Consider the following 18,176-nt stretch of genomic DNA (forward strand, 5'->3'; position numbering starts at 1 on the left):
TCCAACGGCGTTACTTATCCCGATCTTTCAGCGCGATTTGATTCTGCCAGTATAAAAACGGAATAGGTACAAGAATTTCAATGGCCATGAAAATTGGCATAGGAAATGGCGGCAGGCCCAATGACCAGACAGACAATAACCTGCTTAATCCGCCCAGAAATATCATTCCCCAAATAAGTCGGTAACTAAAAGTCTTTTTTTCAATGTTTGGAATAACTGCAAACACGGATATTCCCAACGCAATTGAAACACCATTTAAAAAACGAAGATTGCTGTCGAGTAAAACATTTTCTGAATACGATAATCCGGGATAGATGGGATTGTAAATTCCTGATAATCCAAGTATGCCAGTTAATAGCGGGGCGAGTGCCAGCAGGCACATCATTACCTGTAAAAGTTTCTTGCTCGAAATTCCGTTCATTCTTCTAAATTTCCAAACACATTGTTACATCCTACCCCAACCAGCTTGCCTAAAGCATCCAAAACTAATGTTGGCTCCGGGAAAGGAACGGTTTCTGAATAATATTTGGAGGCAACATGACAAATGATCGCATTACGGCTTTGCAGATGTTCCGGAACCGAAAAAGGCAAGATCGACTGCTCGCTTTTCCAAGGCGTATGTTGCGGATTGGTCTGCGCATAAAGCACCACGATCGGTGTTTGTCTGGCAGCGGCAATGTGTATCGTTCCCGTATTGACAGAAACAACACCGTGCGCCTGATTGATCAAACAAATAAATTCTCCAATCGAAAAGGCGCCTGCCACACATGTTGCTTGCGCTCCTATGCCTTCTGTGATGGTTTCAGCAAGGGCAATTTCTTTTGCAGAACCGGAAATAAGTACCGGCATGTTGTATTCTCGAATGATCATTTTCCCAACTTCGATCCAATATGAAACGGGATACTCCCGCTTGGCTTCCGAAACGCAGGGATGTAAAACAAAATAGGATGTTCCGGGCGCATCTGGCAATAAATCGTATAATTTTTGATAAAACAAATGCTCGCAGGAAAACTGCATATTGATAATTAAATGATCATCGTCGGTTCCCGCCCCGAGGTTTGCAACCAGATTTAAATCCCGCTGCACCTGATGTAAAATGCATTCATAAGGCTCCTTGTCAGGAACCCAGTGCGTGAGCAGATCGTACGGATTTTCTCTGGCATAAGCTACTCTTACAGGTATTCCGGCCATGTATAATAACATGGCAGTTGGCAGCGCATTTTGACTATACACTGTAAATATTATGGCTGCATGAAAATTTCCAGCTTTGATTATCTCAGTAAGATTCAGCAGACCGGAATCGCTCAATCCACCCGTCCCAACCCAGGGTAAATCGGCAATTATCACGTCGTCGATACAGTCGAGATATGGAACAATTACCGCTCCTGCCGCGGATGTCAAAAGCGTAATGCGACTTCCAAAAGTTTCCTTTAATGCCCGTATCGCAGGAGAAGACATGATCACGTCACCCATGTTGTCGGGCCGCACGCACAGTACATTCTGGTAATCGCTGTTTTCACGCATAACTTAGGATCGTTTGAGAAGTAATGAAATTTGCAGCTTCCGAAAAATTTTTCGCAGTAAAGTCGGGCGTCCGGTGAATTCCATTTACCCATTCAGTTTCGTTTCCATTATCGATCAAAACGGTACGACAACCAGCTCGGTTTCCGGCTTCAACGTCGTTCAGAATGTCCCCGATGATCCAGGAAGCGTTTAGGTCAATATCCAGGTCGCGGGCAGCTGTATAAAAGAGTTCTGGCTTTGGCTTTCGGCATTTGCATGATTTGTCGCTGGTTTCCGGCAAGTGTGGACAATAATAAAAGCCCGCCAAAAGCATACCATTTTCATTAAATCTTTTTTCGAAATAGCAGATCAACTCGGCAAGTTCTTTCTTTGTAAAATATCCCAGCGAAATTCCCGGCTGGTTTGAAATAATGATTATTTTAAAACCATGATCCCGAAACTTACGAAGCCCATCGAATACACCAGGTTCGAAAAGCACCAATTTTGGATCGACATTGTAGGGAACATCTTTGATGAGCGTTCCGTCTTTGTCAAGAAAAACTGCCTTTTGTCGGGACTTCTCAGGGTATGACATAAGTTCTTGCGTTAGTTCTCCGTTGTCGTGCAGACCTTTTTTCCGAGCGTTTCAATTGCATCAGATAACGCGGTAACACATGACCTCTGTTCAAAATGCCAACATATAGCCCGCTCATTTCACAGGCCACTGATTTCCATGTAAAATTTTCGTTTACCCATTGTAATGCATTTTCACAAAGCTTCTGATATTTTTCAGGACATGAAATTCCTTCACGCACTGCGCTTGCAAGCGCCTGAGGATCATGCGGCGGAACGAGAAAACCTGTTTCCCCATGGCGAACCGTATATTTAATTCCCCCCACATTGGCACCGATCACCGGAGTACCGCAGGCCATAGCTTCCAGCGGGGTGATACCAAACGGTTCATACCAGGGTGTAGAAATAAAAAAATCGGCCGCCTGGTAATAGTATTTCAGCTGATCACGGTCGCGCCGGCCAATAAAATCAACCAAATCAGCAACGCCGGCTTCCTGAGCGACTTCCCGAAGTCTTATTAGTTCGGTATCGTTTTCAAAATCTGGCATTTCCGAACAGCCGCCAACTACAAGCAAACGAAGGTGTGGAATATCTTTCAGGTACTGCAATGATCTGATCACGTTGTCAATCCCCTTTCGCGGGACCATCCTGCCTAATTGCAGCAACACGGTTTCGTCCCCGGATAACCCGAGTTTCCGACGTGCCTCCGCCTTGTCTAAGGGATAAAATTCATCGGTATTAAAACCGCAGGAAATCACCGATATTTTTGCAGGATCGGCCTGATAATGTTCGATCAAATCCTGCTGATCCTGCGGACATTCTGCGATGATACGATCGGCGTCATCGACAATCATCTGCTCAATTTCAAGGCGTTCGGGCGGAAACGCGTCCTTATCTTTCTGATGGATCATCCGTATTTTTCCCAACGCATGAAAAGTAATAACATAAGGAATTCCAAGCTTCATTTTAATTCGCGACGCCACCAGTCCGGACATAAAAAAGTTGGCATGCACCAGATCATAATGTATGCCGGATTCTGCAATAAAGCGGAGCATTACGCTGGTAAATTCATCCATGTATCCCAGCAGCAATTCCTTCGAAACTTCCTCAGCAGGCCCGGCTTTAACATGTATAACCCGTATATCTGGAAGCCAGTTTACAATCCGAGGCTGATCGCAACGATCCATTCTTGTGAAAATATCAATGTCATATCCTTGTTTGGAAAGTGCCTTGCAAATTTCAGCAACGTACACATTTTGCCCTCCTGCATCAACTCCGCCCAAAACGGCAAGCGGAGACGCATGCTCACTAATGAATGCTATTTTCCTTTTCATAATTGTGGAGGTTTCCCTGAACCGTTTGTTGAATAATATCTTTCCATTCCCTCGTAAACCGGCCAATATCGAACTTGTCAAGAGCAACCTGCCGGGCATTTTTTCCTAAGATTTTGGCAAGTGCAGGATCTTCAATCAGCTTTTTCATGTTCTCGATCAGACTGGAAATATTAGTATCAATAAATCCCGACTCGCCGTTTTTAAGCACCGTTACATATTCGGTCGTCGCCAGCGCAACGACCGGCATACCGGTAAGCATTGCTTCACAAACGGCCAGACCGAAACTGGTATACCGAATGGGATTGAAGAAAAAACGATAATGACTGATAAATTCAGGCAACTGCGGATTGAGTACCTCTCCCAGCCCGCCTGATTCCAAAGTTCCCATACCGACCAAATCCAGCGGAACGTGTTTTCTTACTTCGTCAAAAACATCCCAGCCGGTAATTCTTCCTCGTTGCTCAATGTGGTTGATCACAACAATTCCCCTTGGAATATCTCCCCGATATGAAACCGGCGGAATACAAACGCCATGCTCGATTACCTGAATATTCCTGACCGGGCCGTTATCCCACATCAGCTTGTTAAAATGGGTTACGTGTACCATCGTCACAGCGGGATCAGTCATCACATGAAGTGAATTTGTGGGATGTCTTTCCGGCGTATTGTGCTCAACGTACAAACGCGGAAGCTGCTTTTGCCAGTCGGCCAGGATATCATGCTGATCGATCAGGTAATTCTTCTCTGACTGAAAAAGTATACAGTCAAAGTCAGTATTCCGAACTTCCGATGCAGCTATCTCGATGACGTTCGGACCGAATGGAAAGGTTTCGCCACGTCCAAAATAGCCTTCGGATTTTTCATTTCTGACAGGAATAAAAATATCATAATCACCTTGTGACAAATAGTACAGATAACTTCCATGTACATGCCAGGTCAGAATTTTAAGCCTCGGTTTTTCGTTGAAAATCGTATTCATAATTTTACCATTTTACGCTGGACAGACGCGCCCTTGTAAAAGAAATATGCCATTCGCATAGAAACGCTTTCCTGATTACCAGTCTTTTATGTTTTTTTTAAATAAACGGTGCTGAACGTCTCTGTATCAGCGATCAGTAGTTTTTTTGTTAATAAAAAACCACTGGAAAAAATATCCACAGCTTTTGCAACGCTGCTTATGGCAAAAAATATTTAAGACGCTTCACGACAGTTGATATAATACCGGGCACTATAGGTAAACGGACATCACATTCACATCCCATTTTAACAAATTCCACATGTGGATTTAATCTGGGACTGGCATGATACTTGTGTTGCTGCACGCCTGCAATTCAAACAGACACTCGCTTATGTACATCCTTGGAATTAATGCAGCATTTCACGATACGGCTGCCGCTTTGGTTAAAGACGGAAAGATTATTGCCGCCGCCGAAGAAGAAAGATTTACACATATCAAACATGGGAAGCGGCCTGTCCCGTTTTCTACATGGGAACTACCCTTTCATGCAATCGACTATTGCCTGAAAACCGCTGGTTTAACCCTGAAAGACGTTGACCGGATTGCCTATTCTTTCGATCCGGATGGCGTGGAAGATTCTACTATTTTTGAAGAAACTCTGTTTGAAGAATCCGATACAGCCGTCGCGGTTGGTGCACGTAACAGTTGGGACACACTTTTTCTAAATTACATACGAAAAGCACCGGAACAGCTTCGGGACGGATACCCGCATCATCTGCAAAAACGTCTTTCAAACTCAGGTGATCTTACGCATAAATGGGAATTTGTTAACCATCACATTGCACATGCAGCGAGTGCCTTTTTCCCGTCTCCATTTAGCCACGCTGCGGTTTTAACACTTGACGGCCGTGGAGAACTGGCTACAACGGGTTACTTTATGGGAGATACCAATGAACTAAAACAGATTGGATCCGTTAACATGCCACATTCGTTGGGTATGCTGTATGAAAAAATAACGACTTATCTGGGTTTTCTTCAGTCGTCTGATGAGTACAAGGTTATGGCCTTGGCATCCTATGGAAAGCCCATATACCTGGAAGATTTCCGATCGGTGATTCATGTTGGAAACGACGGCCAATACACAATCGATGATTTTGATCCGGCAGAATTTTGGGGACCTGGCCGGACGAAAGATGATTCATTTGATGAACTACATTTCAACATCGCACATTCGCTTCAAAAAGCTTTGGAAGAAACGGTACTAAAACTTGTTAACTGGCTGTATGACCAAACCCATTACGAGAATCTGTGTATGGCAGGAGGCGTTGCCCTGAACTGCGTCATGAACGCCGTCATTCGTGATCGCGGCCCTTTCAAAAATGTGTGGGTGCAGCCTGCGGCGGGTGATTCCGGAACAGCCCTCGGAGCGGCACAATGGATTGATTTACAATTAAATAAAAATAATACAGACCGTCGATACACTTCTCCGATGGAACATGTTTATTGGGGGCCTGAGTATTCCGATGATGAGATTGAGCGATTTATGATCTGGGCTAAAATGCCCTATAAAAGATTATACAATGTGGCCAAAGAAACTGCTCAAATACTAGCTCAGGATAAGATCATTGCCTGGTATCAGGGCAGAATGGAATTTGGGCCGCGCTCACTTGGGGCGAGATCGATCCTTGCATCGCCGATCCACCCGGATATGCAGGCAAGACTGAACGATATCAAGGATCGCGAAGATTTTCGTCCTGTGGCTCCGGTGGTGCTGGAAGAAGATGTGTCGGAATGGTTTGAAAACGCGGGCCTATCTCCGTTTATGCTTTTTGTATTTCCGGTTAGAAATGAAAAAGCCGACCTTATCCCAGCTGTTCGCCATACTGACGGCACAGCGCGGGTGCAAACGATTAATAAAAATCAGCATCCGTTATATCATGAACTGATCACAGAATTTAAAGCACTTACCGGCGTTCCGGTTCTGGTCAACACATCATTCAATACCCGTGGCGAACCGATTGTGTGCACTCCGCGCGACGCCATTGAGTGCTTTTGGACATCTCCTTTCGATGCATTAATTATTAATTCATTTATTCTTCAGAAGTGATGTGTTCGTATCAACTGAGTGTTGTCATTCCAACTTACCGTCGCGTTGTATTGCTGCGGCGGTTACTCGAAGCACTTCAAAACCAGATATTTCCGGCGCAGAATTTCGAAGTAATCGTTGTCTCAGACGGACCTGATGAGCTGACTGCTGCGTTGGTAGCGAAAATGACAAGAGGAGTAAATGGACTAAAATTCCGTTTTCACAGTTTACCCGAAAAACTTGGCCCGGCTGCCGCGCGGAATGCAGGCTGGCGTATGAGTGCCGGCAAACTCATTGTTTTTACGGATGACGATTGTATTCCTGAACCCGGCTGGCTGGAAGCATATCATCGAATTTATAGTACACAAGATCAAAAAGCACCTGTTTGTTTTACCGGAAAGGTTCATGTGCCTGTTCGCTCTATTCCAACAGATTATGAAAAAAATGTTGCCAATTTAGAGACTGCTGAATTTATCACCGCAAACTGTGCATGCAACAAACTGGCCCTTAATTTGGTCAATGGTTTTGACGAAGAATTTCCCATTGCCTGGCGTGAAGATTCCGATTTGCAGTTCAAGTTTTTGAGCAGCGGAGTTTCAATCATGCATAATTCTGATGCTATTATTTGTCATCCTGTAAGAGAAGCGAGCTGGGGTATCAGTATTGCTGACCAACAGAAAAGTATGTTTAACGCCTTACTTTTTAAAAAACATCCTGAGCTTTACAAACAAAGAATTTCAGCCAGTCCGGTTTGGAATTACTATCTCATTATTTTCCTGAGCATGGTTTCTATTTTCGCCTTATTCCTTGGCGAAGTATCGGTTTTTGTAATCAGCTTGTTGGGCTGGGCGACTTTAATCGGCTCTTTCACATTACGCCGTCTTAGTGGCACGGATCGCTCATTCTCACACCGGCTCGAAATGATGGCGACTTCAGTGATTATTCCTTATCTGTCTGTGTATTGGACGCTCCGTGGTTCTTGGAAGTATAAAGTCTTTTTCCTATGAAATTTTTACCTGAAACAACCAGAAAGATCGCCATTTTCAGAGCGCTGCAATTGGGCGATATGTTATGTTCCGTACCTTCATTTCGATCGCTGCGGGCTGCATATCCCGATGCAGAAATTACGCTACTGGGGCTTCCCTGGGCTGCGTCATTTTGTGGCCGGTTCTCAATGTATATTGATCGGTTCATACATTTTCCAGGATTTCCCGGATTACCGGAACAGCCATTTTATGAGGTCGGATGGATAGAATTTGTCAGGAAAATGCGTGATGAAAATTTTGATCTGGTTTTGCAAATGCAGGGAAACGGGACTATTGTAAATACTATGCTGAAAGATCTGCATGATGGTCCGGTGGCTGGTTTTCATTCCCAGGGTAATTACGAAAATGACGATTTATTTATTGAATATCCGACAGTCATTCCGGAAATCAGCAGGCATTTGAAATTAATTGATCATCTCGGAATTCCTACACTAGGAACTGACCTGGAATTTCCGATTATGAATATAGAGAAAGAAAAATTGTATGCCAAACACCCGTTTCTGTTTGGGGGAAATTATGTCTGCGTTCATCCCGGTTCACGTGGATCATGGAGGCAATGGCCGCCTTCACATTTCGCGCTTCTGGCCGACTATTGTGTTGGCTTAGGTTTCAAGGTAATTGTCACAGGGACTTATGAAGAGGCTGAAATTACAAAGGCTGTGATCGACTTGATGGAACATCCGGCGATTGGCCTTACCGGACAGACCAGCCTTGGAGAGATCGGGCAGCTTATTAAAACCGCAAATTTGCTAATCAGCAATTGTACAGGCGTTTCCCATATTGCATCAGCCGTTCGCACACCAAGCATCGTCATCAGTATGGATGGCGAACCGGAACGGTGGGGACCATTAAACAAAGATTTGCACAAAACAATTGACTGGACAAAAGTACATGATTTTGAGAACGTGCTGATGCTCACACAACAGTTGCTTGGTACCCCTGCTTCACAAACCGTTTTAAGCCAGAATTCATAAGCATCAAATATTTTCAGATTTTGCCCTTACAATCCCAATGGTCTTTGAGGATACTTCCATCTTTTTCTTTGATCAAAATACGGGAAAAACGTTCACCTTTGATCCTGCCATCTTCTCTCCGCAAACCTATAAAAAGCAGGATGGGATTTCCCTCTTCATCAGTTTTAAAACTAATGTCATATCGTTCAAATTTCTGATGAATCATTTCCTCTGGTCGATACTTTTTACTCAACCTTTTCAACAGCTTTTCTCCTATTTTCATAACTTGGGCATAACATTTCTGCAACTTTATTTTCCTGACTTTGAGTAATTAATTTCTGACCATTTTTAAGAGCAGCTGCTGATTCCAGATGTAAAACACGGCTGTATTTACTTGAATTGTCGTTATCCCAAATTCCCGAATGATGCCAGATTTCAGGATGATCCCAGTCGGGCCGGTCAATAATTGGATACAGGCACACACCCATCAGAGGTAAGTCCCTTTCAATCAGTTTCGCACATTCTGACGAGATCATATTAATCCACAGCGGTCGATCCTCTTTCGGATGGCTCGTTTCAGACAAAATAAACGGCTTTCCATATCTAAGGCAGGCAGCTTCCAGCAAGTCAGCCAGACCACGCGACCGAGGGTCAGGTATCGGATCGGTCCAAATCAGAAACTCGTAACTACCTATAATCCATTGATTGTTATAGTAATAATTAAAGCCTAATATATCCACAAGATCTTCATGCCCACCCAATTCCGGACATATGCGACCGCAGAGCATGTCTACAGTTTGATATTGCTGCTCATTTTCCTTGGCAGCTTCAATCAGATCTTCTGCTGTCGGATTCAGGCCTGGTACCATATTCACCAGCGGCTCAGTGGTAACGATCCTGACTAACCCGCTGATAGTCTTCATCGCTTTTATTCCCGCGATGTACGCCTGCACCAACTCATACTTCAACTCCCAACCGTTTTTTGTACAGTATGGAACCGTCATCCCAGCTACTCCCCCTAGCCAGGAAATAAAACTAACTTCGTTGATTGGCGTGACGTAAAGGAGTTTTCCGGGGTTATTTGTTGTGTAAAAATTAACGAATGCCTCGCAAAGCGCGACAAAGCGGGAAGTGAAATGCGGATGGAATGGGCTGAGGTCGGTGGGATAACCAAAATGACAAATGTCCCAGATCTGCTGCACACCGAATTCCTTCCCGGCATTCATCATATCCAAAACTGCGTCAAAGTTGTATCGGTAAGGTAAATATTCAACCACGCTCCACCTGATTCCTTCGCGAACAGTTCGTATTCCCAAAGAACGAATGCGCGCATAATCTTCCCTGACAAGATCCAGATGGCCGGTCATTTGGAGCATATCAACCCTGTTGCCGCTGGCATTAAATTGATCGGTGCATTCAAAACCGGCCATCCAAAAAGTCTCAAATTTCATAGGTATTTCCCCAGCGGTTTGGTCTGACATGGTTAACTGGCTTTTTTTAAACTGCTTACCAAAACGACCGGTCTGGCTTCTTTTCTCGTGTTCTGCATGAGTTTTAGCATGGCAGAAAACGTATGTTCCCATGATTTATCAGCAAGAAACGCGTCTACCGAGCGAAGCCATTGCTTGTCTGCTGAATTTTTCAATTCATATTCAATGGCCAGTATAAATGAATCGACATCGCTGCCAATACTAACCAATCCCATATTTCCATAAGGCGCAACAACATCCCTTATCGCACTGGAAACGACAGGTTTGCCGGCAGACAGATATTCTGGTGTTTTTGTCGGACTGATAAAACGGGTGGATTCATTGAGCAGGAATGGTATCAACGCCACGTCCCAACCCGCAAGGTAATCTGGCAATTCCTGGTAGCTTTTGGCCCCGAGGTAGTGAATATTATCAGCAGCCGGCAGTTTCGAATGGTCAATTTTGACAGCCGGGCCGATCAAAATAATTTGCCAGTCTGGGCGACGCGCTGCAATTTCACGTATCAATTCCTGATCAAAACGCTCATCGATAACACCGTAAAACCCCAGTTTTATTCCCGTAATACCAGCCTGGTCTTTCGGTGAGGTTATGTGGTTCCTTGCGGCTCCAAAATGTGCCTTATCTATGCTGCTTGGAAATGCATGAATATTGTGGTGGCTTTCTTTTTTCGCTTCATAAAGACTGGCTCCACCCGTGAAAACAATGTCAGCTTTCTGGAGAAGTTTTTGCTCCACATATTTGATCCGCGGAGGGGCAAAATCGAATGCTGCGAGCTCATCCATGCAATCGTAGACCGTCATGGCTGGGGTAAACATGCCAGAGTATTCATAGGCCATTGGATTGTAGTACCAAAAAATGAAATTACTGCAATCACGACCATTAAAAAATGACAACAGCAGGATATTCATCATTTTGATAACTTCATCGTCGCTGAATCCATCGGGCAAATGAGGCAAACAGACCCATAATCCGGCTTGTTTTTTTTCGAATGATATATAGGGTTTGTCCGGATTATCAAACACGGGCTCTTCCAGAAAATAAACATTTCCTCTTTCAGCGAACCGTGTCATCAAATGCTGTGGGCGCTGGAAAACAAAATCCCACCTTAAGTGAGAAAAACATAACAGGTCTTTTGGTGAGTTGGTAGTCATATTGAAGGCGGTTATTAAATTAAAAAACTGACACCCATCAATAAGAATTATGCCAGAACCTTCGTGTTTCTATGAAACATTAGAAATTCAGTCCGACCTCTCCCTCAAAAACCTAATTTGAAACAAATACTTTTATTTTAGTTGCATTGTTTATTAAAGCTTACATACGCTTCAGAATTTATGAATTAAACTTACTTGGTCCTATCGGCGCTGACATATTTGATTGAAGTTTTTAATTATAAAGTCTAGACCTGCAACCGGATATTTATCGCACGCACTATCCAACTATTCCGGATACGACGATTTATCTTTTTCCGGCCGTTTGGGTTGTGAAGGTTTATTTTCCAAATTTGTATTTCCGGCAGGTTTCGTACGCTTAATCATCTGGTCAAAAAGGGCGAAACCTTCATTCGAGACTATATCTTCTTCAGGCCTGCCTTCCATATTTTCTCGAACAGCTTTTACACGACGCTGAACATCAAATAAAAAACGGCTAATTCGCAGGCCTTCATTCGCATCCCATAGTTTAGCTTTTTCTCCCATAGAACGCTCCCAGGGAATACCTCCGATTGCCAAAATTTCGCCCTGAGCATTCCTGGCTTCGACGCCGGCGTGTTGTATTCCCACAACTTCCCATTGATCGTTGAACAACGGAGAACCGGAGGAGCCTTCCTCAGTATCGGTTTCATAGTGAATCCAACTTTCTTTTAATGCCGGAGCGTCTATTGCCGTTAGCCGGTTTTCCCGTATGCTGATTCGGCGCGGCTGACCTTCAGGATGGTGTATCGCATTAATTGCTTCCCCCTTCAATAATTTGCCTAAGTCTTCGTAAAGCAAATTATAACCGTAGTCAGACAGCAAAACATTTCCTTTTGAACTATCCGGTCGTGCATTGGGAGACACAGCTACAAGAGCATAGTCAAATCCGTCTTTCGCGGGACTTGACATAAAAAAAATGTCGGGCTCGAAATTAAAAACTGCTGTTGGTGGAATGCTGCCAGTATTATCCTCTTCATAATCAAACTCTACCCTACTGACCCTGGCAGTATCGAGAGAATCAAGTACGTGCTGATTTGTTAACAACAGACCTGGGCCAACCAGAAAACCGGTACCCCAGGATACCCGACGTTCCCGCTGGTAGATATGTATCCGGCCAACCGTCCGGCGTATTCTTGCTCCATCAGACAAATAGCAGGCTGGCAATGAATCGTTTCCCTTTATCGCCCTTTCAAAAGCTTTTTGCGCTTCAAACGGCGCCTCATTGACCGAATATCTGGTCAATTCGTTAAGCACTTTATGACCCAACGTCGCCGCGAAATCTTTATAGCCCAAAAATCGGTTTTTTCGCTTTTCTACACGGTCAGGTTTATTTATGCTAATTAAATCGCCGGATAACATGTGCTCCCGGGTACTTTCCCGCTCAACCTGCGTAGCCTTTATCCTATCTGCCGTTTCCTGCTTAATTTCTGCCGATAATTGCATGGTCTTTTATTTTGTTCAGATTGTCGATATTACAATACCAGATTCGAGTAGTCTTCCTTTAATGGAATCCTGCTCTCATTCACCGTTTCCAGCTGATTATTAGTTAACGGGCTTTCATGGGGCTTCAGATATGAAAAGTCAAGGTCAGTCAATTCAAAAAGTTCATCAAGTGTGAGGCGATAGGCACCAGGTTCAAATTTCGCCTCTAAACCGGGAAGCGTCTCAATCAATTTTGACTGGTCGAGAACAAATGCTGCGGTTCCGGGTTCGCCAGTTTTCCGGGTAAAAACGACAATTTTCCAAAACGCTAAGGGTAACCTTACCCCTTTATATAACGGATCATCACTGTTTAGGACAGGCCCGGTAAAAACACTTAATTTTCTGTTTTTCTGGTCTGCAAAATTCAAAATGAAATTTTCTATCCCCAACCAAGTTTCATTATTCTGATTAAAGCGTTCATGCTGTGGAGAGCAGTTGGTAAAATGAAATGTATCGTCATTTGCCCTGGCGGCATTTACACCCCAAACCGGGTCCAGCCTTCTGACAAGATGTCCACGATCCAGTGCATTTCGTTTATATAATTCTTCTCCAATTTGTTCTGATTCTGCAATACGAGCATCCAGGTACCACTTATCTCCTCCCCTCGTCGGCCGGATTGACTGGGCTCCATCAATATTGACCGCAGTATAATATGCTAACTGGCGACGGCGGTTCATAACTACGCTAAAATTTGTGTAAGGCAAAACCGAGGAATCTTGATCTTCGGTGGCGAAGCTATTCTTCGCCGCGTTTCTCTGCTGTTCATCATTTAAAGTAGGCAGAGGCACCTCAAAATCTAAAAAGTTGGGGGAATAGCCTGTGTAACCGTCATAATATTTGACCGGACGTGTTACTTCAAACGCAGAAGTATCCTGCACATTCTCACCCAGACCTTCAGACTGTGACGGTACTCCAACCTTTATGGTAATCGTCAACGGAATTGTAAGCGTTGCTTCGTTATTTATAAGGCTAATGCTGTTCATAATTTTATCATTTTAGTACCACTTAAAGCTATGAATTGTATTATTTATTATTGTTTCGTAACTGTTAAATTTAAGGATACTTATTATCCGGTTATTCTTCTTTATTTATACAATATAAGACGATCAATCATCACACTGCATTCTTTAATAGATTCCTGATAATTAACACTTGGCCAGGAATTTTTTCATCTATTCTCTCTTCGTTTTTTTTGCCGGAGAATAGGCATTATCATTACATATTTCTTACAATATACTGTTGTAAAATCAGAAGCTGATCTTCGAAAGAATTTAATAAAATGGAAAGCAAGCCATATCTGAGAGAGGTTCAATTACTAAGTAATGAGATTCCATCCCGCGACGAGTATCCGTTCAACATACCAGCCATAAAGGGTTTGTCCTCCTTGCAATTTCATCCGGACGTAACCTTCGTCGTAGGGGAAAACGGATCCGGAAAGTCAACTTTGATTGAAGCCATTGCCCTGGGATTGGGATTCGGCCTTGAAGGAGGACCAAAAAGTATTCAGGCAAATACGCACAATAATGCGTCACGATTATTTGAATATCTGAAATTAATCCGAAGTTATAAACTGCCAAAAGAGTACTATTTCCTTCGTGCGGAAAGCTTTTACAACGTTGCTACATATATGGAGGAGCTGAATGACCCAGACTATCTCAAAAGTTATGGAGGACCGCTGCATAGCAAGTCGCATGGTGAGGCATTTCTTGCCGTTCTGACCCAGAAACTGCGAGGTAGCGGGCTCTATATTTTTGATGAACCAGAAGCAGCACTTTCTCCCAGCCGGCAAATGACTGCGCTGGTTGCCATTGATCAGCTCGTGCAAAAACGGTCTCAGCTTATAATCGCTACTCACTCACCTATCCTGCTGTCGTATCCCAATGCGGTGATTTACCATTTAAACGAAAATGGTATAACGAAAATGTCCTACGAAGACACACCTCAATATCAGATAACAAAGGGTTTTCTGGATGACTACAAACGGATGTTAGACATATTGCTGGACAGGTCAAACTGAATGTGAGATCAATCAATATAAAGTATCCAGTCACTAGATCTTATGACTAAAAATATTAAAATATTCTTACGCACCATAATCGCTCTGGTGGTAATCGCAGCGGCTGCTGGCGCTCTGGTTGTCTATAAAATTAAAAATGGGTTTCCGGTAAGCTTCGAAACAGATCAACCTGAAATCAGTTTTCCTGCGAACAAACCGGCGTTGCTGTTATTTTCTAAAACCACAGGTTATCGGCATTCGGAATCTATCGAGGCGGCCAAACATGTCTTTCAGAACCTAAGCGAGAAAAATAATTGGTTCCTCTACGAGACGGAAGAAGGCGGCGTTTTCAACCCAGAACAGTTACGGAATTTCAAAGTTATCATCATTAACAACGCAACCGGCAGGATCCTGAGTGCTGAACAGCAAAAAGCGGTTAAACAGTTTGTAGATTCAGGAGGCACGTTAATCGGTATACATGGTACCGGCGATTTTTCGCATGACGACTGGCCATGGATGAATACAAACCTTGTGGGTGCCCGTTTTTCACACCACCCTCTTAATCCCCAGCTTCAGGCTGCCCAAGTGCATATTGACAAAAATGCAGATTCCATCATTACCCATCACCTGCCTGAGTCATGGAAGCAAACCGACGAATGGTATATCTATTTTTCACAGCCAAAGGGCGTAAAGATCGTCGCATTTATTGATGGCGAAAAAATTCTTCCAAGCGGCAACATGTTTTTCGTTCATGACAAAAATTTCGGTATGGGTAAATATCAGCCAGTTGCATGGTACCGAAATGTCGGATCAGGAAAAACATTTTATACTTCAATGGGCCATGATCCAGCCGTTTGGAAGAATGAGAATTTTGTGAGTTTGCTGGAGAATGCCGTTTATTGGTCAATCAAATAAAGTCCTAAGATTGATAGTTTATAACCGCTACATTTTAATGATTGTGATTTAAATAATTATTTTTTCAACAAAATTTAATCAAAGCATCACATAAGAAATTCGAATATTTTGGCGTAACAAACTAACTTCATAGGTTAGTTAGAACTTCATCAAGATGGATAATTTTACTGAATACGTTGACACTGTTGCGCGGATGTCAATTCTCAAGGCAAAAGCGGCCTTCACCTGCCCGGTTCATCCGGATGTAATGATCAGGAATGATAATGACGGAAACCAGCAACGTGCATTTATGATTGCTCAAAACACGTTGGTTTACAATGATAAAATTGTATTGCTCAAAAGAGTTACAAGCGCAGTCGAGCACGAACTGAAATCGGCTAATGCCAATTGTCTTCTATGCAATCTAAAATAACGTACTATATGGAAGGATCGAAAGCATCAATCTGTTTCAAACAAAATTTTTCAAAGACTCCATCGCTTGATGTACTCTGAGCCAGGACTTCAATATGCGTGATAAACATTCATCCGACTGTTTGTCCGGCCTTGTCATTCTGCATCCTATTCTGAAATTCTGCTTCGAGCCGACCTAATACTTTTTGCCGCTCAATTTCCTGCTTGACTATAAATGATAACAAACTGGAAACATATGTGCTGTCGTTTAAACGTGCAATTTTTTCCAGCGTGCTGTATTCCATTATTTGAAAATTAATAATGCACCGAGCGACTCTTATGAGCTTCATATCAATGGATAAAACTTCTTCTCTGGATGCAATCACTTCGATGATAATCTTTCTAATTATCGTTGAACCCTGTGCCGGTCTTTCGCCTAAAGATTTAAATGCCAGTCTGAGCTTATCAATATGCTCTTCAAGCTGTGTCGCATAGAGGTCGAAAGTAGAGGTTAGTTCTGCTGAAACAGAAACTCTGGCGTAACCGGGAAGAATTGTTATCAAGGTATGCTCAGTAGCAAGGCCGTCTTTGAGACCTTGCATCAACACACGATTAAGTGCATTCTTCTTTACATTAGTCTTCGGCTGGCTATTTATCATGACTGCTTGTTTTGTTTTAGGAATAATGCGCCGCATGACGTTCATATTTTAGCTAACATTGGAAACGGCATCCAACTTACCTACACATTCAAAAATTAACAAACTCACTATTTTAGCTTTTTATGGACATGTCCATCGTAATCATCTCATGGGGAAAGAATTACTCAAATTTTTAACATAGAAAAATACATTTTTGGTAACAGGTAGATCCATTCCAAATCGTCCAAATATCAGTTCTCAATTAGGGAACGAACTATAATCTTTTATACTGGCCTGTTGTGGTTATTTTTCAGCGATCAAATAATTTTGAAGCTGGATGTCACCCATTTTCATATACCAGGCTCGAGGAAGCTCAGTATCCACTAAAGTAGGGCTTCATCGTTTCCAACAGGAAAAATTTGACGCGACCGAATAAAAACTGTGCCAAGCATTATTCATTTTTACAATCCATTGCAAATCGAAATTATAAGCAAACAGGCCATTGCATGATGGTCAGATTGCTATAGTCTACGGCTGGCATAAGAATTTACAAATGCCCGAGCTGCTTTCCCAGCATTAACATTCGATATTATGAATCTCAACAAATGGATAATTGCGTTAATTGTATTGATTCTTCTGGCCGGAGCTGGCTTCTGGTGGTGGAAATCGCCCGTTTCTGACAAGGCGAAAGAAAAAGCAGTTGACAGGGTGATGCCTACTATCGGAGTTGCTTCTGTTAACATCACGAACATTGATGCTGAAAAAATCAACTTGTTAAGTAAAATCACGCTTTTTAATCCACTACCTGTGGACATTAACACAAAAAAGCTGAATTATACGATCTACATAGATTCTGTGAAGGTAATTGAAGATGCTTATGAAAATCCGATCATAATACGCTCTTCCGACAGCTCTCAGATATCGCTCCCGATGGAGATACTGGCTAAGCCAATGGTGCAGGTACTTAAATATTTTGACGATCATAAAATAGATAGCGCAAATTATTCCGTCAGGGCTTCTTTCGAGGTGGACGTGCCCATTGCAGGTGAACGTAAATTTATAATGAACGTCAACAAAAAATTACCTGCTTTTCGCATTCCTAAAATCAAAATAAAACATGTCGACTTAAATGCGCTTGCTCTGAAAAGTAAGGGAATGGACATTGAAGTAGAAGTATTTAATCCAAACATGTTTCCCCTGGAAATGATCGACGGAAAATTTGAATTCGCAGTTGAGGATGCGCTACACCTCAGCGGAATGTTGGAAAAGTTCATTAAAATCCCGGCCAAAGGAAGTCAGAACGTTTCCATCCATACCCGGATTACAGATGGGAATATGTTAAAAACAGGCTGGAAAATGCTGACAGATAAAAAGGATACAGAGTTCGTCTGCAAGTTTAACGGGAAGCTCGATTCCGAAAATAAGCTGTTGAGTAAAAGTAAAATGTCTACGACAATCACAGGCACATTGGATGAAATCATGAACATTGTGAAGAAGGCAGATTGAAGTTTTCAATAAATACTGGCCGGTGCGCGACTTTTCAAGATTAAACTCTACAAACTGATAATTTAACTTGGAGTACTGGCGGTCGAAAACGCCGCTGTTAAAACAATAAAAATTCC

General features: G+C 42.9%; 18 protein-coding genes. 7 read left to right on the top strand and 11 right to left on the bottom strand.

All coding sequences use genetic code 11. The features are described 5' to 3' along the window. Positions 1–10: 10 nt before the first annotated feature. From L0657_RS22235 to L0657_RS22255, 5 genes are read right to left on the bottom strand one after another with little or no spacing between them, the layout of a single operon-like run. Positions 11–421 carry a DUF4345 domain-containing protein gene (locus L0657_RS22235; RefSeq protein WP_235152969.1) on the bottom strand — a complete coding sequence of 137 codons (411 nt, stop codon included), beginning with the start codon at positions 419–421 and terminating at the stop codon, positions 11–13. After that, a complete protein-coding gene (locus tag L0657_RS22240; protein WP_235152970.1) occupies positions 418–1,524 on the bottom strand; it encodes a glycosyltransferase family 9 protein in 1,107 nt (368 codons plus the stop codon). The genes L0657_RS22235 and L0657_RS22240 overlap by 4 nt, the downstream gene beginning before the upstream one ends. After that, positions 1,517–2,098, bottom strand: a complete 582-nt coding sequence (locus tag L0657_RS22245) for an HAD-IIIA family hydrolase (protein ID WP_235152971.1) — start codon at positions 2,096–2,098, stop codon at positions 1,517–1,519. The genes L0657_RS22240 and L0657_RS22245 overlap by 8 nt, the downstream gene beginning before the upstream one ends. Then, the gene (locus L0657_RS22250) at positions 2,085–3,410 is read right to left on the bottom strand and encodes a glycosyltransferase family 1 protein (RefSeq protein WP_235152972.1); all 1,326 of its coding nucleotides are present in this window, start codon (positions 3,408–3,410) and stop codon (positions 2,085–2,087) included. The genes L0657_RS22245 and L0657_RS22250 overlap by 14 nt, the downstream gene beginning before the upstream one ends. After that, positions 3,385–4,389, bottom strand: coding sequence for a glycosyltransferase family 4 protein (locus tag L0657_RS22255; protein ID WP_235152973.1), 1,005 nt, complete (start codon positions 4,387–4,389; stop codon positions 3,385–3,387). The genes L0657_RS22250 and L0657_RS22255 overlap by 26 nt, the downstream gene beginning before the upstream one ends. Positions 4,390–4,759: 370 nt before the next feature. Between L0657_RS22255 and L0657_RS22260 the strand changes: the two genes are divergently transcribed. Genes L0657_RS22260 through L0657_RS22270 form a run of 3 tightly spaced genes read left to right on the top strand, consistent with a single transcriptional unit; the run spans position 4,760 to position 8,474 of the window. Then, the gene (locus L0657_RS22260; protein ID WP_235152974.1) at positions 4,760–6,475 is read left to right on the top strand and encodes a carbamoyltransferase C-terminal domain-containing protein; all 1,716 of its coding nucleotides are present in this window, start codon (positions 4,760–4,762) and stop codon (positions 6,473–6,475) included. After that, positions 6,475–7,461 carry a glycosyltransferase family 2 protein gene (locus L0657_RS22265; protein WP_235152975.1) on the top strand — a complete coding sequence of 329 codons (987 nt, stop codon included), beginning with the start codon at positions 6,475–6,477 and terminating at the stop codon, positions 7,459–7,461. Before L0657_RS22260 ends, L0657_RS22265 begins: the two co-directional genes overlap by 1 nt. Beyond that, on the top strand, positions 7,458–8,474 hold the full coding sequence (locus L0657_RS22270) for a glycosyltransferase family 9 protein (RefSeq protein WP_235152976.1): 1,017 nt from the start codon (positions 7,458–7,460) through the stop codon (positions 8,472–8,474). Before L0657_RS22265 ends, L0657_RS22270 begins: the two co-directional genes overlap by 4 nt. A 13-nt stretch (positions 8,475–8,487) precedes the next feature. Here L0657_RS22270 and L0657_RS22275 read toward each other — a convergent pair whose 3' ends face one another. The 5 genes from L0657_RS22275 to L0657_RS22295 form a co-directional block, all read right to left on the bottom strand. Continuing rightward, positions 8,488–8,736: a hypothetical protein gene (locus L0657_RS22275; protein WP_235152977.1), complete on the bottom strand. Its 249-nt coding sequence runs from the start codon at positions 8,734–8,736 to the stop codon at positions 8,488–8,490. Beyond that, the gene (locus tag L0657_RS22280; RefSeq protein WP_235152978.1) at positions 8,699–10,036 is read right to left on the bottom strand and encodes an amine oxidase; all 1,338 of its coding nucleotides are present in this window, start codon (positions 10,034–10,036) and stop codon (positions 8,699–8,701) included. The genes L0657_RS22275 and L0657_RS22280 overlap by 38 nt, the downstream gene beginning before the upstream one ends. Beyond that, positions 9,937–11,094 (bottom strand): glycosyltransferase family 1 protein, encoded by a 1,158-nt coding sequence (locus L0657_RS22285; RefSeq protein WP_235152979.1) that lies wholly within the window; start codon positions 11,092–11,094, stop codon positions 9,937–9,939. Before L0657_RS22285 ends, L0657_RS22280 begins: the two co-directional genes overlap by 100 nt. 285 nt (positions 11,095–11,379) lie before the next feature. Beyond that, entirely contained in the window at positions 11,380–12,576 is a 1,197-nt protein-coding gene (locus L0657_RS22290; RefSeq protein ID WP_235152980.1) for a serine protease, read from the bottom strand. Positions 12,577–12,605: 29 nt separating this feature from the next. Beyond that, positions 12,606–13,598 carry a DNA/RNA non-specific endonuclease gene (locus L0657_RS22295; protein WP_235152981.1) on the bottom strand — a complete coding sequence of 331 codons (993 nt, stop codon included), beginning with the start codon at positions 13,596–13,598 and terminating at the stop codon, positions 12,606–12,608. A gap of 296 nt (positions 13,599–13,894) precedes the next feature. Here L0657_RS22295 and L0657_RS22300 point away from each other — a divergent pair, with 296 nt between their 5' ends. The 3 genes from L0657_RS22300 to L0657_RS22310 all read left to right on the top strand — a co-directional run bounded on the left by L0657_RS22300 (position 13,895) and on the right by L0657_RS22310 (position 15,938). Further along, entirely contained in the window at positions 13,895–14,632 is a 738-nt protein-coding gene (locus L0657_RS22300; RefSeq protein ID WP_235152982.1) for an AAA family ATPase, read from the top strand. Between the two features lie 42 nt (positions 14,633–14,674). Further along, complete coding sequence (locus L0657_RS22305; protein WP_235152983.1) at positions 14,675–15,526, top strand: ThuA domain-containing protein; 852 nt, start codon at positions 14,675–14,677, stop codon at positions 15,524–15,526. A gap of 154 nt (positions 15,527–15,680) precedes the next feature. Beyond that, complete coding sequence (locus tag L0657_RS22310; protein ID WP_235152984.1) at positions 15,681–15,938, top strand: hypothetical protein; 258 nt, start codon at positions 15,681–15,683, stop codon at positions 15,936–15,938. A gap of 109 nt (positions 15,939–16,047) precedes the next feature. On the opposite strand, the gene L0657_RS22315 is transcribed toward L0657_RS22310, so the two are convergent. After that, positions 16,048–16,611, bottom strand: coding sequence for a DUF892 family protein (locus L0657_RS22315; protein ID WP_235152985.1), 564 nt, complete (start codon positions 16,609–16,611; stop codon positions 16,048–16,050). 534 nt (positions 16,612–17,145) lie between these two features. On the opposite strand from L0657_RS22315, the gene L0657_RS22320 reads away from it, so the two are divergent. Then, entirely contained in the window at positions 17,146–18,060 is a 915-nt protein-coding gene (locus tag L0657_RS22320; RefSeq protein WP_235152986.1) for an LEA type 2 family protein, read from the top strand. Positions 18,061–18,176: the final 116 nt, after the last annotated feature.

This window comes from Dyadobacter sp. CY345 (genome assembly GCF_021502725.1).
In the GTDB taxonomy this organism is placed as follows: Bacteria; Bacteroidota; Bacteroidia; order Cytophagales; family Spirosomataceae; genus Dyadobacter.

What these genes read in the sequence shown, in the direction of transcription:
- L0657_RS22235 (WP_235152969.1), bottom strand. Translation starts at nt 421, where the DNA reads ATGAACGGAATTTCGAGCAAGAAACTTTTACAGGTAATGATGTGCCTG.
- L0657_RS22240 (WP_235152970.1), bottom strand. Translation starts at nt 1,524, where the DNA reads ATGCGTGAAAACAGCGATTACCAGAATGTACTGTGCGTGCGGCCCGAC.
- L0657_RS22245 (WP_235152971.1), bottom strand. Translation starts at nt 2,098, where the DNA reads ATGTCATACCCTGAGAAGTCCCGACAAAAGGCAGTTTTTCTTGACAAA.
- L0657_RS22250 (WP_235152972.1), bottom strand. Translation starts at nt 3,410, where the DNA reads ATGAAAAGGAAAATAGCATTCATTAGTGAGCATGCGTCTCCGCTTGCC.
- L0657_RS22255 (WP_235152973.1), bottom strand. Translation starts at nt 4,389, where the DNA reads ATGAATACGATTTTCAACGAAAAACCGAGGCTTAAAATTCTGACCTGG.
- L0657_RS22260 (WP_235152974.1), top strand. Translation starts at nt 4,760, where the DNA reads ATGTACATCCTTGGAATTAATGCAGCATTTCACGATACGGCTGCCGCT.
- L0657_RS22265 (WP_235152975.1), top strand. Translation starts at nt 6,475, where the DNA reads ATGTGTTCGTATCAACTGAGTGTTGTCATTCCAACTTACCGTCGCGTT.
- L0657_RS22270 (WP_235152976.1), top strand. Translation starts at nt 7,458, where the DNA reads ATGAAATTTTTACCTGAAACAACCAGAAAGATCGCCATTTTCAGAGCG.
- L0657_RS22275 (WP_235152977.1), bottom strand. Translation starts at nt 8,736, where the DNA reads ATGAAAATAGGAGAAAAGCTGTTGAAAAGGTTGAGTAAAAAGTATCGA.
- L0657_RS22280 (WP_235152978.1), bottom strand. Translation starts at nt 10,036, where the DNA reads ATGGGAACATACGTTTTCTGCCATGCTAAAACTCATGCAGAACACGAG.
- L0657_RS22285 (WP_235152979.1), bottom strand. Translation starts at nt 11,094, where the DNA reads ATGACTACCAACTCACCAAAAGACCTGTTATGTTTTTCTCACTTAAGG.
- L0657_RS22290 (WP_235152980.1), bottom strand. Translation starts at nt 12,576, where the DNA reads ATGCAATTATCGGCAGAAATTAAGCAGGAAACGGCAGATAGGATAAAG.
- L0657_RS22295 (WP_235152981.1), bottom strand. Translation starts at nt 13,598, where the DNA reads ATGAACAGCATTAGCCTTATAAATAACGAAGCAACGCTTACAATTCCG.
- L0657_RS22300 (WP_235152982.1), top strand. Translation starts at nt 13,895, where the DNA reads ATGGAAAGCAAGCCATATCTGAGAGAGGTTCAATTACTAAGTAATGAG.
- L0657_RS22305 (WP_235152983.1), top strand. Translation starts at nt 14,675, where the DNA reads ATGACTAAAAATATTAAAATATTCTTACGCACCATAATCGCTCTGGTG.
- L0657_RS22310 (WP_235152984.1), top strand. Translation starts at nt 15,681, where the DNA reads ATGGATAATTTTACTGAATACGTTGACACTGTTGCGCGGATGTCAATT.
- L0657_RS22315 (WP_235152985.1), bottom strand. Translation starts at nt 16,611, where the DNA reads ATGCGGCGCATTATTCCTAAAACAAAACAAGCAGTCATGATAAATAGC.
- L0657_RS22320 (WP_235152986.1), top strand. Translation starts at nt 17,146, where the DNA reads ATGAATCTCAACAAATGGATAATTGCGTTAATTGTATTGATTCTTCTG.